The 15,106-nt window shown below is 50.9% G+C and carries 12 protein-coding genes; 6 read left to right on the top strand and 6 right to left on the bottom strand.

The genetic code is table 11. The features are described from left to right. From IPN95_06560 to IPN95_06545, 4 genes are all read left to right on the top strand, one after another. The coding region (locus tag IPN95_06560) for a tandem-95 repeat protein (protein ID MBK9449063.1) at positions 1-1,534 on the top strand (1,534 nt) is incomplete at its 5' end. 6 nt (positions 1,535-1,540) lie between these two features. Beyond that, positions 1,541-2,464 carry a type IX secretion system membrane protein PorP/SprF gene (locus IPN95_06555; protein ID MBK9449062.1) on the top strand — a complete coding sequence of 308 codons (924 nt, stop codon included), beginning with the start codon at positions 1,541-1,543 and terminating at the stop codon, positions 2,462-2,464. Beyond that, positions 2,397-3,758 (top strand): PD40 domain-containing protein, encoded by a 1,362-nt coding sequence (locus IPN95_06550; protein MBK9449061.1) that lies wholly within the window; start codon positions 2,397-2,399, stop codon positions 3,756-3,758. The genes IPN95_06555 and IPN95_06550 overlap by 68 nt, the downstream gene beginning before the upstream one ends. Before the next feature lie 8 nt (positions 3,759-3,766). Then, positions 3,767-4,648 (top strand): OmpA family protein, encoded by an 882-nt coding sequence (locus tag IPN95_06545; protein MBK9449060.1) that lies wholly within the window; start codon positions 3,767-3,769, stop codon positions 4,646-4,648. A 180-nt stretch (positions 4,649-4,828) separates the two neighbouring features. Here IPN95_06545 and IPN95_06540 read toward each other — a convergent pair whose 3' ends face one another. The 4 genes from IPN95_06540 to IPN95_06525 all read right to left on the bottom strand — a co-directional run bounded on the left by IPN95_06540 (position 4,829) and on the right by IPN95_06525 (position 9,981). After that, on the bottom strand, positions 4,829-5,182 hold the full coding sequence (locus tag IPN95_06540) for a nuclear transport factor 2 family protein (GenBank protein ID MBK9449059.1): 354 nt from the start codon (positions 5,180-5,182) through the stop codon (positions 4,829-4,831). Between the two features lie 171 nt (positions 5,183-5,353). After that, positions 5,354-6,781, bottom strand: a complete 1,428-nt coding sequence (locus IPN95_06535) for a VWA domain-containing protein (protein MBK9449058.1) — start codon at positions 6,779-6,781, stop codon at positions 5,354-5,356. 286 nt (positions 6,782-7,067) lie between these two features. Then, on the bottom strand, positions 7,068-8,363 hold the full coding sequence (locus tag IPN95_06530; protein ID MBK9449057.1) for a VWA domain-containing protein: 1,296 nt from the start codon (positions 8,361-8,363) through the stop codon (positions 7,068-7,070). A gap of 448 nt (positions 8,364-8,811) precedes the next feature. After that, positions 8,812-9,981: a hypothetical protein gene (locus IPN95_06525; GenBank protein MBK9449056.1), complete on the bottom strand. Its 1,170-nt coding sequence runs from the start codon at positions 9,979-9,981 to the stop codon at positions 8,812-8,814. 218 nt (positions 9,982-10,199) lie between these two features. On the opposite strand from IPN95_06525, the gene IPN95_06520 reads away from it, so the two are divergent. Further along, entirely contained in the window at positions 10,200-11,333 is a 1,134-nt protein-coding gene (locus IPN95_06520) for a hypothetical protein (protein ID MBK9449055.1), read from the top strand. Positions 11,334-11,474: 141 nt separating this feature from the next. Then, on the top strand, positions 11,475-12,620 hold the full coding sequence (locus IPN95_06515; GenBank protein MBK9449054.1) for a DEAD/DEAH box helicase: 1,146 nt from the start codon (positions 11,475-11,477) through the stop codon (positions 12,618-12,620). A gap of 174 nt (positions 12,621-12,794) precedes the next feature. Here IPN95_06515 and IPN95_06510 read toward each other — a convergent pair whose 3' ends face one another. Continuing rightward, the gene (locus IPN95_06510; GenBank protein ID MBK9449053.1) at positions 12,795-14,120 is read right to left on the bottom strand and encodes a DEAD/DEAH box helicase; all 1,326 of its coding nucleotides are present in this window, start codon (positions 14,118-14,120) and stop codon (positions 12,795-12,797) included. Positions 14,121-14,393: 273 nt separating this feature from the next. Next, positions 14,394-15,056: a hypothetical protein gene (locus IPN95_06505; protein MBK9449052.1), complete on the bottom strand. Its 663-nt coding sequence runs from the start codon at positions 15,054-15,056 to the stop codon at positions 14,394-14,396. Positions 15,057-15,106 lie beyond the last annotated feature (50 nt).

Raw genomic sequence — 15,106 nt, 5'->3', positions numbered from 1 at the left:
TGGTACGGCCTCGGTGGTCGCCAATTGCATCGTGTACACGCCCAATCCGAACTTCAACGGCAATGACACCATTTGCTACATTGTTTGTGATCCATTCGGCGGCTGCGATACGACGATCGTGACGATCATCGTGACACCTGTCAATGATCCGCCGGTTGCAAATCCAGATACTGTAACGGTCCCCAATGACAGCTCCATCGTGATTTGTCCGATGGGCAACGACTTTGACATTGATGGCGATAGCCTCAGCATCACGATTACTTGCGGTCCGACCAACGGTACCTTGACGGGCGCAGGGCCATGCTTTACCTACACGCCAAATACGGGTTATGTGGGAATGGATACCTTGTGCTATGTCATTTGTGATCCATCCGGGGCATGCGACACGACGATCGTCGTGATCAACGTCACTCCATCGAATCAGCCACCAGTTGCTGTGATCGATATTGCGACAACGCCACAGGATATTCCGGTGATCATTTGTCCGATGATCAATGACAGTGATCCAAATGGCGATTCCTTGTCTATCACCATCACTTGTGGACCTTCGAATGGTACGTTAACGGGAAGTGGGCCCTGCTTCACCTATACGCCGAATTCGGGGTACGTAGGGGCAGACACCTTGTGTTACGTGATTTGTGATCCCTCGGGCGCATGTGATACGACGATCGTGGTGATTACGGTAACGCCTGTAAATCATCCGCCGATGGCCAACGACGATTATGCGACGACATGTGTCAATAGCTTTGTCATCATCAATGTGCTTGGCAACGATGTTGACCCTGATGGTGATGCACTTACCACAACGTCCATTTGGGGCGGTCCATCGTCTGGGTTGTCTTACATCCTCGGAAATGACAGCATCATCTACATTCCAGACAGTTTGTTTGTCGGAACGGACACCTTGTGGTATTGGGCTTGCGATTCGGGCACTCCAAGTGAATGTGACTCTGCCATGGTGGTGATTACAGTTGGCTGTCCCGTGGATCCTCCCGTTGCAGTGGACGACAGTACCACGACTCCTTATGGCGTACCCGTGACGGTCAATGTCCTCGGAAATGACACCGTTTATGGTGCGGTGACTGTGTCTCCTTGTAACCTCGCTGCCAATGGGACGGCGGTTTTCAACGTCGGTGGCACCGTTACATACACTCCAAATGACGGCTTCTCCGGAATCGATACGTTGTGCTACGTAATTTGCGACGGAAATACACCGCAAAATTGTGATACAGCTTATGTCTTCATTACGGTTTCACCACCGCGCGGCTTGGTAATTCCGAACCTGTTTACCCCGAATGGCGACGGTGACAATGAGGTTTTTGAAATTCCAGGAATCGAGTTGTATCCAAACGCTTCGTTGCAGATCTTCAACCGTTGGGGCAATCTGGTTTACAACCGCGATCGCTACCAAAATCAGTGGACAGGTGCCAACAATCGCGGGGAAGAACTTCCTGCGGGCACCTATTACTATATCCTTGATCTACATGAGGGCGACATCGTCCCATTGAATGGCTTTGTCGTAATCTTCAGGTAATTCGTCATGAAGAAGAAACTCTTATTTTTCATTGCCCTTTGCATCGTCGGCATTTCCCCTGCATGGGCACAGCAAGATCCCCAATACAGCATGTACATGTTCAACGGTCTGCTTGTGAATCCTGCCTATGCAGGTAGCAGAGAGTTGGTGAGTGTAACGGCATTGGGGCGGTATCAGTGGGTCGGCATTGACGGGTCTCCCAAAACGGCAACCTTCAGCATCCATGGACCAAGCCGCAATGAAAAGAGCGGATTTGGCCTGAATGTGTACAATGACCGCCTGGGATTCACCAATCAAACGGCCGCAAATGCGATGTATGCCTACCGGTTGGAACTTGGACCGGGCATCTTATCGTTAGGGTTGCAGGGAGGCGCTTTGTTGCACAACAACCGTTGGCAAGATGCCGTCACGATCAATCCCGACGCTGGAGCTCCCGCTACTTCGACCACCGCCATCCTTCCGATGGCCGGAACGGGAGCCTATTACTATGGAGAGCGATTCTATCTTGGTGCCGCCATCCCCAATTTTATTCCCAACAAGTACAAGAATCCCAATTCCGTGAACGGGAGCGTGGCTTCTCGCCAGAAAATGCACCTTTTTGCAACAGCCGGCGTCGTCATTCCTTTGGGAGAGGATTTGGACCTGAAGCCTTCGGTGATGATGAAATACACACAAAATGCCCCCATCGAATTTGACTTCAATGCGGCCATGCTGTTCAAAAAAGTGCTTTGGGTAGGCGCATCCTACCGCACAGGAGACGCACTTGTGTTCATGAGTGAGTACGTTTTCAAGAACCAATTCCGGTTGGGTTATGCCTACGACTTGACCTTGACTCCCCTGCGTACTTACAACTCTGGATCGCATGAAATCATGCTCGGTCTTGACCTTGGTTGGAACAAGTCCAGAATCAAAACTCCGCGTTACTTCTAATCAGACCCCGATTTACATGTATTTCCATTCGATTTCCCGCATTTGCATCCTGATTGTTCTAGTTGGCTTTTCGACCTTTGCTTCGGCACAGAGCAAGAAAAGTCAGCTGAGGAAGGGCGATCATGCGTTTGACCATCTTGCCTACAGCAAGGCGATTACGCATTATCTTAAATTTTCGAAGGCAAACCCTCGCCATAGTGCTGTATTTGCCAAGCTCGGTGACAGCTACCGACTTGTCAATGACCCCAAAAATGCGGCCAAATGGTATGCAGAGGCTGTCGCAAGTGCACCACAAGTGACGAGATTCTATTATGCCTCCATGCTCATGCAAAATGAACAATTTGAGGAAGCAGCCAAGCAATTTGAAATCTATTTGAAGTCCAATACGGGCAATCGGCTCGCTCAGGCAAGGTACAAGAGCTGTGTGGACTTCCAGAAATTCTATGCCAACGAAGGCCGCTTCAATGTAAGCGATGCAGGAAACAATACGGCAGGTGCCGATTTTTGTCCGGTGGTCAGTTCCGACAATAAAGTTCTTTTCAGCAGCAATCGACAACAGCAAAGCTTTCTGTTTGCTTGGCTCAACAATAGCTTTTTGGATTTGTACGAATCTGACGTCGATCCCAACTCTTTGCAATTGAGCCAATCCAAAAAATTGAAGGGGTCAATCAACTCAAAATACCACGAGGCCACTGCCACCTTTTCTCCGAGTGGTGATACTGTGTATTTTACCCGGAATAACTACTACAAAGGGAAAGTGCAGCATGACAAGGCGGGGACGCTCCTCTTGCAGACCTATTCCTCCGTCAAAAATGGAAATCAATGGGGGAAAATCACCCCGATGAACTTCAACAACGACGAATATTCGACGGGGCATCCGGCTTTGTTTGCGAATGGCAACAAGATGATCATGGTTTCAGACATGCCCGGAACCCTTGGTGGCACCGATCTCTACATGGTTGAAAAACAGGGAGAAACTTGGGGTCCCCCCATCAATATGGGGCCCAATATCAATTCCGAGGGAAATGAAATGTTTCCATGGGTTGCCAAGGACGGAACATTGTTCTTTGCATCTGACGGTCATCAAGGATTGGGTGGCTTGGATGTGTTCATGAGTTCAAAATCGAGCCAAACTTGGTCCATTCCCGAGAATCTTGGTTCGCCTGTGAATACCACCTTGGACGATTTTGGTCTCTCTTTTATGGAGAACGGCGTGAATGGCTATTTTCCAGCAACCGGTCCGGCGGTAAGGGTGACGATGACATTTATGCCTTCACCGTTCACAATGCGGTGATCGCACACGTGATCGACAAGGTCACGCAGCAGCCCATTGAAGGTGCTGTCACCCGTGTTTTCCTAGGCGGCGAATCCAGGGGTTATGACAAATCCGATGAAAAAGGTGAAGAACAACTTTATTTGGATGGGGAAGAGGAATTTTTGCTCGAAACAGATGTCGCCGGGTACAGCAAAAACTCGATCGTGATAAAACCCACCGTGCGACACTTGCTTGAGCCCTTAGCGGTTACCATTGAAATGACCCCAGCATCCAAAGACTGCAATCCAACGGCTTATCTCGATGGTTCCATCTTTACCAACAACACCCCTTTGCCGCCAGGTACAAAGGTTACCATTCGTGAAAAGGAAACTGAGCTCGTGATCCAGCCGGGAATGAAATTCGGGTTTGATCTCGAGGTGGGCAAGGAGTACATTGTCGAGGTGAAATCGGAGAACATGCCTGCAAAGGTTTATCCCGTGAATGCGCTGGGTGCCAAGGACAATGACACATTGGACTTGTTGGTCGACATTATTCCAAAGCGCGAAGACATCGGTAAAGTCTTCTATATCATCTACTACAATTTCGATAAACATGATATCAGAATGGACGCTTCCAAAGAATTGGATGACCTTGTCACATTCATGAAGAAATACCCGACGATCATGGTGGAAATGGGGAGCCATACGGATTCACGTGGCACCACGGAATACAATAACGAGCTCTCACGTAACCGCGCCATTGATGCGCAGTCCTATATCGTCGCACGCGGGATCGCGCGTGAACGGATTACCTACAAGTTCTACGGCGAAGGAAGCCTTACCAACGATTGCAACGATGCCAATCTTAATTGCACAGAAGAACAGCATCAGCTCAACCGTCGCACGGAATTCAAACTGATTGGGATGTGATTATGTGAGGGATAAGCTTCTTTCGGGGTCTATCCACGGGAACCGTTGCATAGGGAAACCTGGCTGAAGGGGTTTGCAGAATACAAAACCTCGCCTACAATTCCCTATATTCTGGATTCAATGATCCAAGAAGATAGGGAATTGCAGACGAGAATATTGTCCAATAAGTCGCGCTTCAGATCAATAAAAGAATTGCTCCAGCACGATTTTGCCGTCCTTCACTTGGTAGAGGCAAACCTCCTCCATGTTCATACGACCTTGACCCTTCATCGTCACATCCATGGCCATGGTGCAGGAAAAGAAGTTTCCAGCGACAATGGGTGCGCCTGTTGAGCCGCCATGCATTTCTTCCACGGCTTCGTTCCAGCTTTTGCCTTTTTGGATGATGTTGTCCAGGCCTTCGACAGAAGGCATGTCAGCACCAGCCGGCTCGACACTTTTGGCGTCTTGGCTGAACAATTCGCCGAGAATTTGGTCAAACTTGCCCTGCTGCGAGAGCTCATAAAAACGATCCGCTACTTCTTGAGTCGTCATTGTAGTGTAATTTATAGGTGATAAGAGGATGCAAAGCTAATGAAAGTGGAGTTAAATGCAAATTAAATAATCATTAATGCAAACAAAATTCGCGAATTGTGGATGATTTTCCCAAAAAGCGAAGGACTGACCATGATGGACAGTCCCTTGCTTTTGGATTCTCGAAAGTACTTAGCGCTTCCTCCGAACCTCGTAGTTGGTGGCTTTGTTGGATTTCTGAAGCAATTGAATGTCTTGACTTGAAAGCGCCTCGACGTTGGTGATTTGCGTCTGATAGCTGGCATTGTTGGACATTTGCGTTTGCAATTCCGAACTTTGTTTTACGTATCCAATGTTGTCGTTGAGGTAGCTGTCGTTGGCCTTCACGAGTGCGCGGGCTTGCTCGTATTGCCCGGAATCCACCGCGCGCATTGCTTGCTCAAGGTTGTCGTTACTTTCAAACAACACCACCTGTGATTTCACGGTCGGATTAAACGATTTTCCCATCTGCTCAATCGAAGCGGTCTGCGTGAGCACATCCGAAGCCGTGTGGGTGCGGGCGCGCAAGTCGGGCGTGAGAACGTCTGTATAGCGCACTTGTGCATGGAATTGATGGGCGAATTGATTTGCATTCACTTGAAATTTCAATAGAACGCCTTTCGTTTCCCCGGCAAAGACATCGCGCAATTGGACCGTAATCTGTTGACCATTTTGAATGTAGGGATAGCCAAAGACGCGCTGCAGCGCAACCCCTGCCGGCAATGTGATTTGCAGCTCCGTATTTTGTGCCACCACGTTGGTCAAACCAGACAATTCCTTCTGGAAAATACCGGTTATTTCGCTGGGATGATGAATGAAATAGTAGTTGCCGCTGCCGAATTCTGAGATGCTTGTCATCAGGTTTTCGTTGAAATCCAGGCCAATACCAAAAGTAGAGATCGTGATGTTGTTTTGGTTGACTTGGTTGCGCGCAATATTCTGCAAGGTGGCGATGTCAGTAATGCCAACATTGGCCTGCCCGTCGGAGAGCATCAAAACACGGTTCACATATCCGCTGTGAAAGGTGGATTTGACTTGCGCGTAACCCTCCATCATACCGCCCGACAAGTTGGTGCTACCCATGGACTGAATGGCATCGATACGATTTCTGAGCACCATCTTGTCACCGACCTTGTTGGAGGTCGCAAGTACCTCGACCGTCGTGCCGTAGGTCACGATCGAGACATAATCTTCCGGTGACAATTGGTCAATCACGTGCTTGGCGGCTTGCTTGGCATACACCAACTTTTCACCTGCCATCGAACCGCTCTGGTCAATGACAAGGGAGAGATTCAGCGGCAGACGTTTGGTCGTGCGCATTGCGGAGGAGGCGACCGCTTTGGCCTCGACATAATAGTAGCCCTGATTGCCATGGTTGGGGACAAGATAATACGGATTGTCAAGTCCGGTGCGTAAAGAGAGCGCCGGCTCAAATTCCTCTGTTTCTGCAAACGCAGCCATTCGGACGGGAATATTGTGTTGATCCCCGTAATCATTGCGGTCGTTTCGACAGGCGAATGAAAACAGGCAGGTGCAAGCCGTGAGGAGCAAAAGAAAGGTAGAGAAGCCAAGTTTTTTCATTTCAATTCATCATTTTTTGACCAAGGAGATTCCAGGCAGCATTTTGCAGCGAGGAGGGAAATAGCACGGGATGGATTTTCCAGTGTTTGTGAGGAAGATGCCTTCGAATGGGTTTTTGGTGTGTGGCCGAAGAAAGAATAGTGAAATTATTTTTTCCTGCTGATTCAAAAGAGGATAAGAAGCAGCTGATCATGCACGGTATGCCTAAAAATGCAGACGTCCGCAGACGCATGGAAATTTCTCAATTCCCATTGCCTGCGGACGCTCGGATGCGTTTCTGGATAAATTACTTCTTCTTGCGGGAGTCGTAATTCGCCATTTTTGAACCTTTTTGCATTTGCCGCTTTTCGGATTCTTGCATTTGCTCGACGTCTTCGATTTTGCTGCTGTAGCCCGCATTCGAAGCCATTTGCACTCTCAATTCGGCGCTTTCTGCGACGAGTTCTTTGTGGCTTTCCAGGTAGGCGGCATTTTCGCGCACCTTTGCACGCGCAACTTCGTAATTGCCGTTGTCGACTTCCTGCATGGCTTCTTCAAGTTTCTCATTCGACTCAAACAAAACCACTTGTGCCTTGATTCGCGCCGAAAAAGATTGGCCAAATGCTTCCACCGAAGTTGCAAGCGTCAGAATGTCACTGGCTTCCAAAGTCCGGCCCGGTTTGTCGGTCAACGTGGCATCGTTGAAACTCAGCGTTGCCTTAAAGACCAGTTCCGGCGAATTTCCCTTGATCCTAAACTTCAGCAAAACTGCCTTGGTTTCCGTTGAGAAGACATCGCGAAAATGGATCAGCACACGGTTGCCCGACTCCTCAAATTTGTAGCCGAAGACCTTTTCCAAGCTGACATTCGCAGGCAAATCCACGGTCAAAACGACATTTTGGGCCACAACATTGAGCAATCCGTTCAATTCCTTCTGGAAAATCGCCGAAATCTGCTCGGGGTTCTCGATGAAGTAATAATTGCCGCTGCCGTATTCAGCGAGATTGGTCATGAGGTTCTCGTTGTAATCGAGGCCCAAGCCAAATGTCGAAATGCTGATGCCGTGTTCGAGGTTTTGTGCCTTGGCGAGGCGTTGCAATTCCTCGACGCTTGTGATGCCTTCATTGGCGAGTCCGTCGGAAAGCAGCAGCACGCGGTTTACGTAGCCCGGCTGATAGGTGCTTTTGACTTGCTTGCAGCCTTCGAGCATGCCTCCGCCGAGGTTGGTGGTGTTGCCGGCTTCGATGCCGTCGATGCGCTTGCGCAGCAATTGCTTGTCGGCCACGCGGTTGGAAGTCGAGACGACGTTGATGCGGTCGTCATATTCCACGATGGAGACGTAGTCGTCGGCGCTGAGTTGATCGACGACATACTTGGCTGCGAGCTTGGCATGGTCAAGTTTTGCCCCGCTCATCGAACCGCTTTTGTCAATCACAATGCTGAGGTTCAGAGGTGTACGTGCCTTGCCGCTTGCGCTGAATTCGCGGGCTTTTGCTTCGATGTAATAGTAGCCGCTGCTGCCGGATTCGCTGAAAAGGTACTGATTGTTGTCGAGGCCGGTGCTGAATGTAATGGCAAACAATTCACTGTCTACAGGTTTCATACTGAATAATGTTTTAAGAAGATGAAAGATTGGCCAAAAGGTTGTTTTGCTCCGTGTGGCAGGCCAATGCACCCCGCAGGTTATCGGGACGAGCTACGCAAGATTAAGGCGGGTTTTGGAATTGTGGTAGTGGGTATGAAAAATATTTTTATCAACGAATATTAGGGTGGGGATCATCGGCAAAGATTCGCCAGGAAGACCACCGCGACCGGAAACAAAAATTTCGGCAAGCCTGGAGGATCGTCCCCAAACTTGCCGAAATCATGATGGAATCCTGAAAGCCGTGCTATCCAATGATTCTTCTGTTCTCCCAGAAAGTCCAGAAATGCGGATTGGCAACTCTCAACTCTCCACTCTCAACTCTCCACATCTCGGAACAGCGAGAATAAATGGCCATTACTACTAGAACCGAAGATGCTTCGCTCAGCATGACCATTGGAACTCTGAACTATTCCGTGGTTTCCGTCTCCGCCGATTCCGCTTCTGCAGGATAAAGGCCATCCAGTCGGGCAAATTCTTGGTTTTCAGTGCTGTCGGTATAGGTCGCGCCGCCATCACTCGAAACTTGGAGGCTGCCAAAGTCGGTCGCATCCGTGAAGCGCCAATGATGTTGGCGTGGACCATTGGTGGCACCACCCGCGCTTTCGATGGTCACAAAGTCAATGTTCGCGCCGTTAACGGTCACATTTTGTACCAAACGCACGTGGTCGATCCCCCTCGGATTGTCCAGATAAAGTGCGTCGCCGGGCCTCAAGTCACTCGGTGCTGTAACGGCCGTGAACCGCTCATGTGCGTCGCGGAAACTTCCTGATCCCGTGTCGTTGACAACAAATTGGGCCTCATCGGTTAACCCGAGCTCGGTCAGCAACATGTTGTATCCTTGGGAGGTCATTCCCGAGCAATCCACGCCGATACCATAAAGGCTCAGGAAGTCGCGCAAACCCACACTTGTATTGTTGGTCGTCAAGCCTTGATCGATCGCAGCCTGCAAAAATGTCTGAATCTGGGATGCAGTAGCCTTGCCGTGACGGAATCCCCACGGATAGGTGTTGATCAAAGTATTGACACGGCGGTTGGCAGCACGTGCCGTTTGTGCATTGGTGATGCGGTCACCCGAATTGATCATATAAGGTGGACGAACCTCGCAAGCCAATGTCGGCTGCTCGTCTGTCGGTACCGGATTGGGCACGTTGACGCTGATCGAAGCAAAGCCGTCGTAATGCGCTTGCAGGAGTTCGGAAATCTGCTCTTCACGGGTTTGTTCAGGCTCCGCCTCCGGTTCGGCAGTGGTCAGTTCAGAAACTTGCGCTTGCTGCAATTCGGAAACGCCACCTTCAGCTTCGGGAAGCATGCACATGTTTTCGCTTTCTGCCGATTCGCTTTCTGCCGACTGCGGATTGAGCAGGTTGCTGATCCAGCTTCCAACTCCTGAAACCACTTCCCCGAGGGACATTTGCTGTGTGACATCTCCAGCGCCATTCTGCTTCATTTGGGCCGGATTGCCATCAGCCTTGAGCTGAAAAGGTGGCGGCGACAGCGATTTGCCTTTCCCTTCCTGCTCGGGCTGTGCCTTCAACTGCGAAGTCTGCCTTTCTTGGCTTTTATGCGAATTTTCCATGGATACTCTAGACGATTAAGTGATAGCCGAATATAACATGTCGTCCGCATAAAGCCTAGCGGTTTGGCAGAGATTTGCCCTCAAGCAGGTGTTTTTTTGTGATTCTAAGGATTTTTAGCTGCGACCCCGCATCAAACTGTTGCGAATTCCATCGTTGTTCCGTTTTGGGAATGTCTTGATCTTAAAGTATATTCGATGTTGAATCAATTGCGCACCCCATGAAACGTTATCGTTGGATAGTATTCTGTTTATTGTTGGCTTGGCACCATGTGGGTTCGGCTCAGGCATTTGTCAATGGCTCCCTCAATGGTACCATTGGTATTTCCGCCACTCCCACAAGTTGGCTACAGGTTCCCTACCTTGATCCGGTTTCCCTATCGACCATGGCACCTGCAGCAACCTCCGACGTCACCGGCACCACAGGTCCGGTTGGGGGAAATATCAATGGCAATCCGTATCATGGTACCACGTTGGTCAGTGGGCTCCACGGTCAAAACGGTTCCGATATTTGGCACGAAGGGTTGATGCAAACAGTTACGGGGCTAGTTATCGGACAAGCCTACAACATCCGGTTCTACCAAAATGTCATCAAGCAATCCAATTTTACAGACCCAACAGGATCGTGGTCGGTTTACAGGGAAAACACCTTGATTGCCATCAGCACGCCCTGCACTGACAATTCGGCGGTTGGGAGCAATGCCCACCCTTGGTTTCTGCGCACCGTCACCTTCACCGCGACCGCTACATCCCACAACATCAAGTTTTTGCCCCGTGACGACGATCCCAGCATTCTCTCTCCCAACGGGGTGCGCATGGGCATTGACAGCATCACGCTTGTGCCTGCTACGCCCTTTGCAGAGCCGATCGACTACATGTTGACGCTTGTCGGCGAGGATCAGGTTCAGGTCGAATGGGAAGACGCCAATGCACAGGCCATTCAAAAGTACATCGTGGAACATTCGCCGGATGGGGTGCATTTCGAAGAAGTCGGTACCGTTGAAGTCGGAAACGGATCGCATTTTGCCTTCATCGATGACTCCCCCTTCGTCGAAAGCTATTACCGCATCGGGATGGTCGAGCCGAATGGTGGCGTCACATTCACCGAAGTCAAGCAAATCAATACACTCGGTCAAGTCGTCGCAAGCCTTTATGGCCGTTACCTCGAATTGAGCGGCGGTTATGGTGGGGTTTATTCCGTGACGATGCGCGACATGAAAGGCGTGGCCGTTTTGGAGCAACGCGGACCCGATCAGGCGGATTTGTCCTTGCTTTCGCCAGGCATCTATTTTCTGCGCGTGATTTCCGAAGGCCGGGAGAATATGATCCTGGAGAAGAAGCTTTACTTGCAGTAGGTTGAAGGTTTGTTTTGGCAGCTTCTCCAGTTTGGGGCGGCATCCTTGATTGCGTACCTTTGTGCTGTGGATCGCTGCGAATGCGGTTTCATGCGAAGGGATTCTGTTGGGCCCTTCGGTCGTGCAAAATCTCGTTGTTCAATGCCATTTTCCTCCCTCGGTCTCTCCGCGCCCCTGCTGCAAGCACTTGCCGATCAGCAATATACAGAAGCATATCCCATTCAAAAAGAGGCCATTCCGGTGATTTTGAAGGGGAAAGACCTGCTCGCGCTTGCGCCCACGGGCTCGGGCAAAACCGCGAGCTTCGTCCTGCCGATCCTCGAAATGTTGCAGCACCGGCCGCCGCTGCGCAACCGCTTCATCTGGGCCCTCGTGCTTGCACCTACCCGCGAATTGGCAGCCCAAATCGAAGAAGTTTTCAAGCAACTCGCCTCCAAAATGGCCCACCGCCCCAAAACCCTCGCAGTTTATGGCGGCGTTTCCATCAACCCGCAGATGATCCAAATGCGCGGCGTCGAAATCCTCGTCGCCACCCCCGGACGTCTGCTCGATTTGGTCAGCAACAATGCCCTGCAACTCGGCGAGGTCGAAATTTTGGTCCTCGACGAAGCAGACAAAGTCCTGAGCCTGGGCTTCAAAGAAGAATTGGACAAGATCTTTGCGCTGCTCCCGAAACGCCGGCAAAATCTCTTGTTTTCGGCGACGTTGGATGAAGAAGTCGAAGTCGTGATGGGCAAGATGCTGCACGAACCCGTCAGCGTCGAAGTCAAAGGGGAGGAGGGACTTGCACCGGAATCGATCACGCAAGTCGCTTATCACGTCGCCCCCGAACGAAAAGGCCCTTTGTTGCGGTATTTGATTCACCGTGGCGAATGGCAGCAAGTGCTTGTCTTTGTCAGTGCGGGCCGCACCGCAGACAATGTCGCGGAGAAATTGCGCAAAAACGGGATCGAGGCCATGGCCTTCCATGGTCAGAAAAGCCAAGGTGCACGCACCGAGGCCCTTCGAAGGTTCAAAGCGGGCATGGTCCGCGTCTTGGTCGCCACGGACTTGGCCGCGCGGGGCATCGACATCCAATTTTTGCCGGTGGTCATCAACTACGAATTGCCCAGGTCCCCCAAGGATTATGTTCACCGCATCGGCCGCACCGGTCGCGCAGATGCTGAAGGTCAGGCCATTTCGTTGATTTGCCCCGAAGACATTCCGCATTTTAAGGTCATCCAGAAAAAGATGGGCAAACGCGTCCCCATGATCTGGACCGACGAATTGGATTTGCACGGGGTTTGATGCCAATTCTGGTGGTCGATTTGCCGTTAATGGGGCATTGATCGGTGAATGTCTTTTCGGCTTGTATTGTTCCCCCAGCGAGGGGAGGTCGGTATCCTCGGTTGGGTACAGGCACAAAATTCGGTTTCAATAGCCTGATAAACCAAATTACTCAAAGGACCCAATATCCGCAACCTATTTCGCCACCTCAAGAATCACTTTGATCCCCTTCAATTTTTCGCCTTTGGTTTGTTGGATGACCGCTTTGATTTTGTCGCGTTTTACGGCGATGTAGGCGCATTCATCCTTGACCAAAATCAGGCCGAGGTCCTCCTGCGAAAGCCCCCCTTTTTTCGATAAAAATCCGACGACGTCGATCTTGTTGATTTTGGCTTTTTTGCCCTTGCTGATGTACAGCGTCGCCCAAACAGGCTGCTCCGGCAACCGAATTTCGGTGGGCAATTCCTCGGTTGGGATGTCGGCATCGATGTAGGAAGGCCATTTTTCGCCGGGGCCGATGATCACGTAGGCTGCGCCCTCGGCATGCATCCTTGCGGTGCGGCCGTTGCGGTGGGTAAAGGCGTCTTCGGTCAAGGGCAAATGATAATGCACCACCGCCGCAATCTCCGGAATGTCCAATCCGCGGGCCGCCAAGTCGGTCGTCACCAAAATCCGGCAACTGCCATTGCGGAACTTCGTGAGCGTGCGTTCCCGCATATTTTGGTCCAATCCGCCGTGGAAATAATCGTGCAATACCCCATGCTCATCCAAAAATGTACTCACGCGTTCGACGGCATCGCGGTGATTGAGAAATACAAGCATCGCCTGCGAACCGAGTTTGCAGATCAGCTGCAACAGCGTTTCCAATTTGTCGGCTTCGGGGGAAATCACCTTCCGGATTTCGAGTTTGTCCACGGTGGCGCGGTCGGAGAGGAAATCGAGGCGCTGCGGATCTTGGAGGCCGACAAAACCTGGAATTTCAGCCAAATCGGTGGCGGATGTGAGGATGCGTTGCTTCAGCGCAGGCATCTTCGCAATGGCATATTCCATTTGCGGTTGGAAGCCAAATTCGAGGGATTTGTCGAATTCATCGAGGACAATCGTATGCACCTGATCGAGGTCGAGGCTGCCACGGTCAATATGGTCGATGACACGGCCGGGCGTGCCGATGAGCAGTGCCGGTGGTTCGGAGAGGTTGTTGATTTCCGTTTGGATATTGTGGCCGCCGTAGCAGCAATTGACCTTGAATCCGGTCTGCATTTTTTTGAAGACGTCCTCGATTTGCAGCGCGAGTTCGCGGGAGGGCACGAGCACAAGTGCCTGCACATGCGTAAGGCCTGCCTGCAGGCGCGGGAGCAGCGGGAGCAGGTACGCGAGGGTTTTTCCAGAGCCGGTGGGCGACAGCAGGATCAGGTCTTGGTGGCTGTCGATGGCCGCGATGGCCGCTTCTTGCATCGGATTGAGCAATTCGATGTTGAGTTGCCGGAGCGCCTGCGCGGCCTTGGGGTGGGGGGAATTCATGGTGCAAAGGTAGTGAAGTTCAGGTTGATCTTTGATGCTGTGCATTCAGCCATTTTGCAGGTGATTGAAACGCGATCGTTCCCAAAGTCAATGCAGCGAATTGAAACGCAAAGGACGCAATGGTTCGCAGAGGTCGCAGAGTCAAGTGGCAACAAATTCAACCGTAAAGGGCCGCAAAGTCAAGATAGATCCAAGGAAAATCCGTATGCCGTTTGTCAGCCCAAGCCAAAGTACTGGATGGGGCTGACAAACGTGGGGGCAACTTTTCACTTTTCACTTATCACTTTTAACTTGAAAGCCGACTTTGGCGGCGCCGGCCATTTGGTCTTGGAGCTTGAGCGCCAGCGGAATGATCATGACATCCTGAAACGCCGGGGCGTACAAGTCCTGGTCGATGGCGGTGAGGATGGAGGATTCGATGAAGCTGCGCAAAACGGCCTCGTTGATCACGTTTTCGGCGATGTTGGGGTAGAGGAAATTCATTTGGCGCAGACCTTCGATGTAGAAGTGTCCGTCGCAGTTCACCATCATGCGCGCGAGGAGGTAACCCGCGTCGTTGAGGCGGTTGTACTTGACCGAATCCGCCATGAAATTGTAGACGGTGAGCGTGCCGTAATATCCGCGGTGGGCGTCCTCCAAAATGTAGGGACTTTTGGTCAAAATATGCTCGGGGCCAAACGTCTGTACATTCGTCTGCATCGAAAACATCAATACATCGCCGCCAAATTTGATCTGGAATTCGAATTCACTTTCATCGGTGCATTCAATCACGACGGTTTTGTCGATCTCCGCAAACTTGGTCGCAAGCCGCTTGCCGATCTCGTCAGTCATGGCTCTCAGCATCTGAAACACCGCAATCGTGCTGCGGAAAATATGTTGCTTCAAGACAGCCTTGTCCTTGAGCGCAGCGACGATTTCTTCGAATTGAGTTTCCATGGGAATTTAGAATGGAAAATGGAGAATGGAGAATTGAAAATGGAAATGAG

The organism is Bacteroidota bacterium (assembly GCA_016718825.1).
Classification (GTDB): domain Bacteria; phylum Bacteroidota; class Bacteroidia; order J057; family JADKCL01; genus JADKCL01.
The sequence above is the reverse complement of the archived record's forward strand: the minus strand, read 5'-3'. Positions and strand labels throughout refer to the sequence as shown.

Coding starts and splice junctions, on each gene's coding strand:
- IPN95_06550 (MBK9449061.1), top strand. CDS start 2,397: ATGAAATCATGCTCGGTCTTGACCTTGGTTGGAACAAGTCCAGAATCA.
- IPN95_06510 (MBK9449053.1), bottom strand. CDS start 14,120: ATGAATTCCCCCCACCCCAAGGCCGCGCAGGCGCTCCGGCAACTCAAC.
- IPN95_06555 (MBK9449062.1), top strand. CDS start 1,541: ATGAAGAAGAAACTCTTATTTTTCATTGCCCTTTGCATCGTCGGCATT.
- IPN95_06540 (MBK9449059.1), bottom strand. CDS start 5,182: ATGACGACTCAAGAAGTAGCGGATCGTTTTTATGAGCTCTCGCAGCAG.
- IPN95_06520 (MBK9449055.1), top strand. CDS start 10,200: ATGAAACGTTATCGTTGGATAGTATTCTGTTTATTGTTGGCTTGGCAC.
- IPN95_06515 (MBK9449054.1), top strand. CDS start 11,475: ATGCCATTTTCCTCCCTCGGTCTCTCCGCGCCCCTGCTGCAAGCACTT.
- IPN95_06505 (MBK9449052.1), bottom strand. CDS start 15,056: ATGGAAACTCAATTCGAAGAAATCGTCGCTGCGCTCAAGGACAAGGCT.
- IPN95_06530 (MBK9449057.1), bottom strand. CDS start 8,363: ATGAAACCTGTAGACAGTGAATTGTTTGCCATTACATTCAGCACCGGC.
- IPN95_06525 (MBK9449056.1), bottom strand. CDS start 9,981: ATGGAAAATTCGCATAAAAGCCAAGAAAGGCAGACTTCGCAGTTGAAG.
- IPN95_06535 (MBK9449058.1), bottom strand. CDS start 6,781: ATGAAAAAACTTGGCTTCTCTACCTTTCTTTTGCTCCTCACGGCTTGC.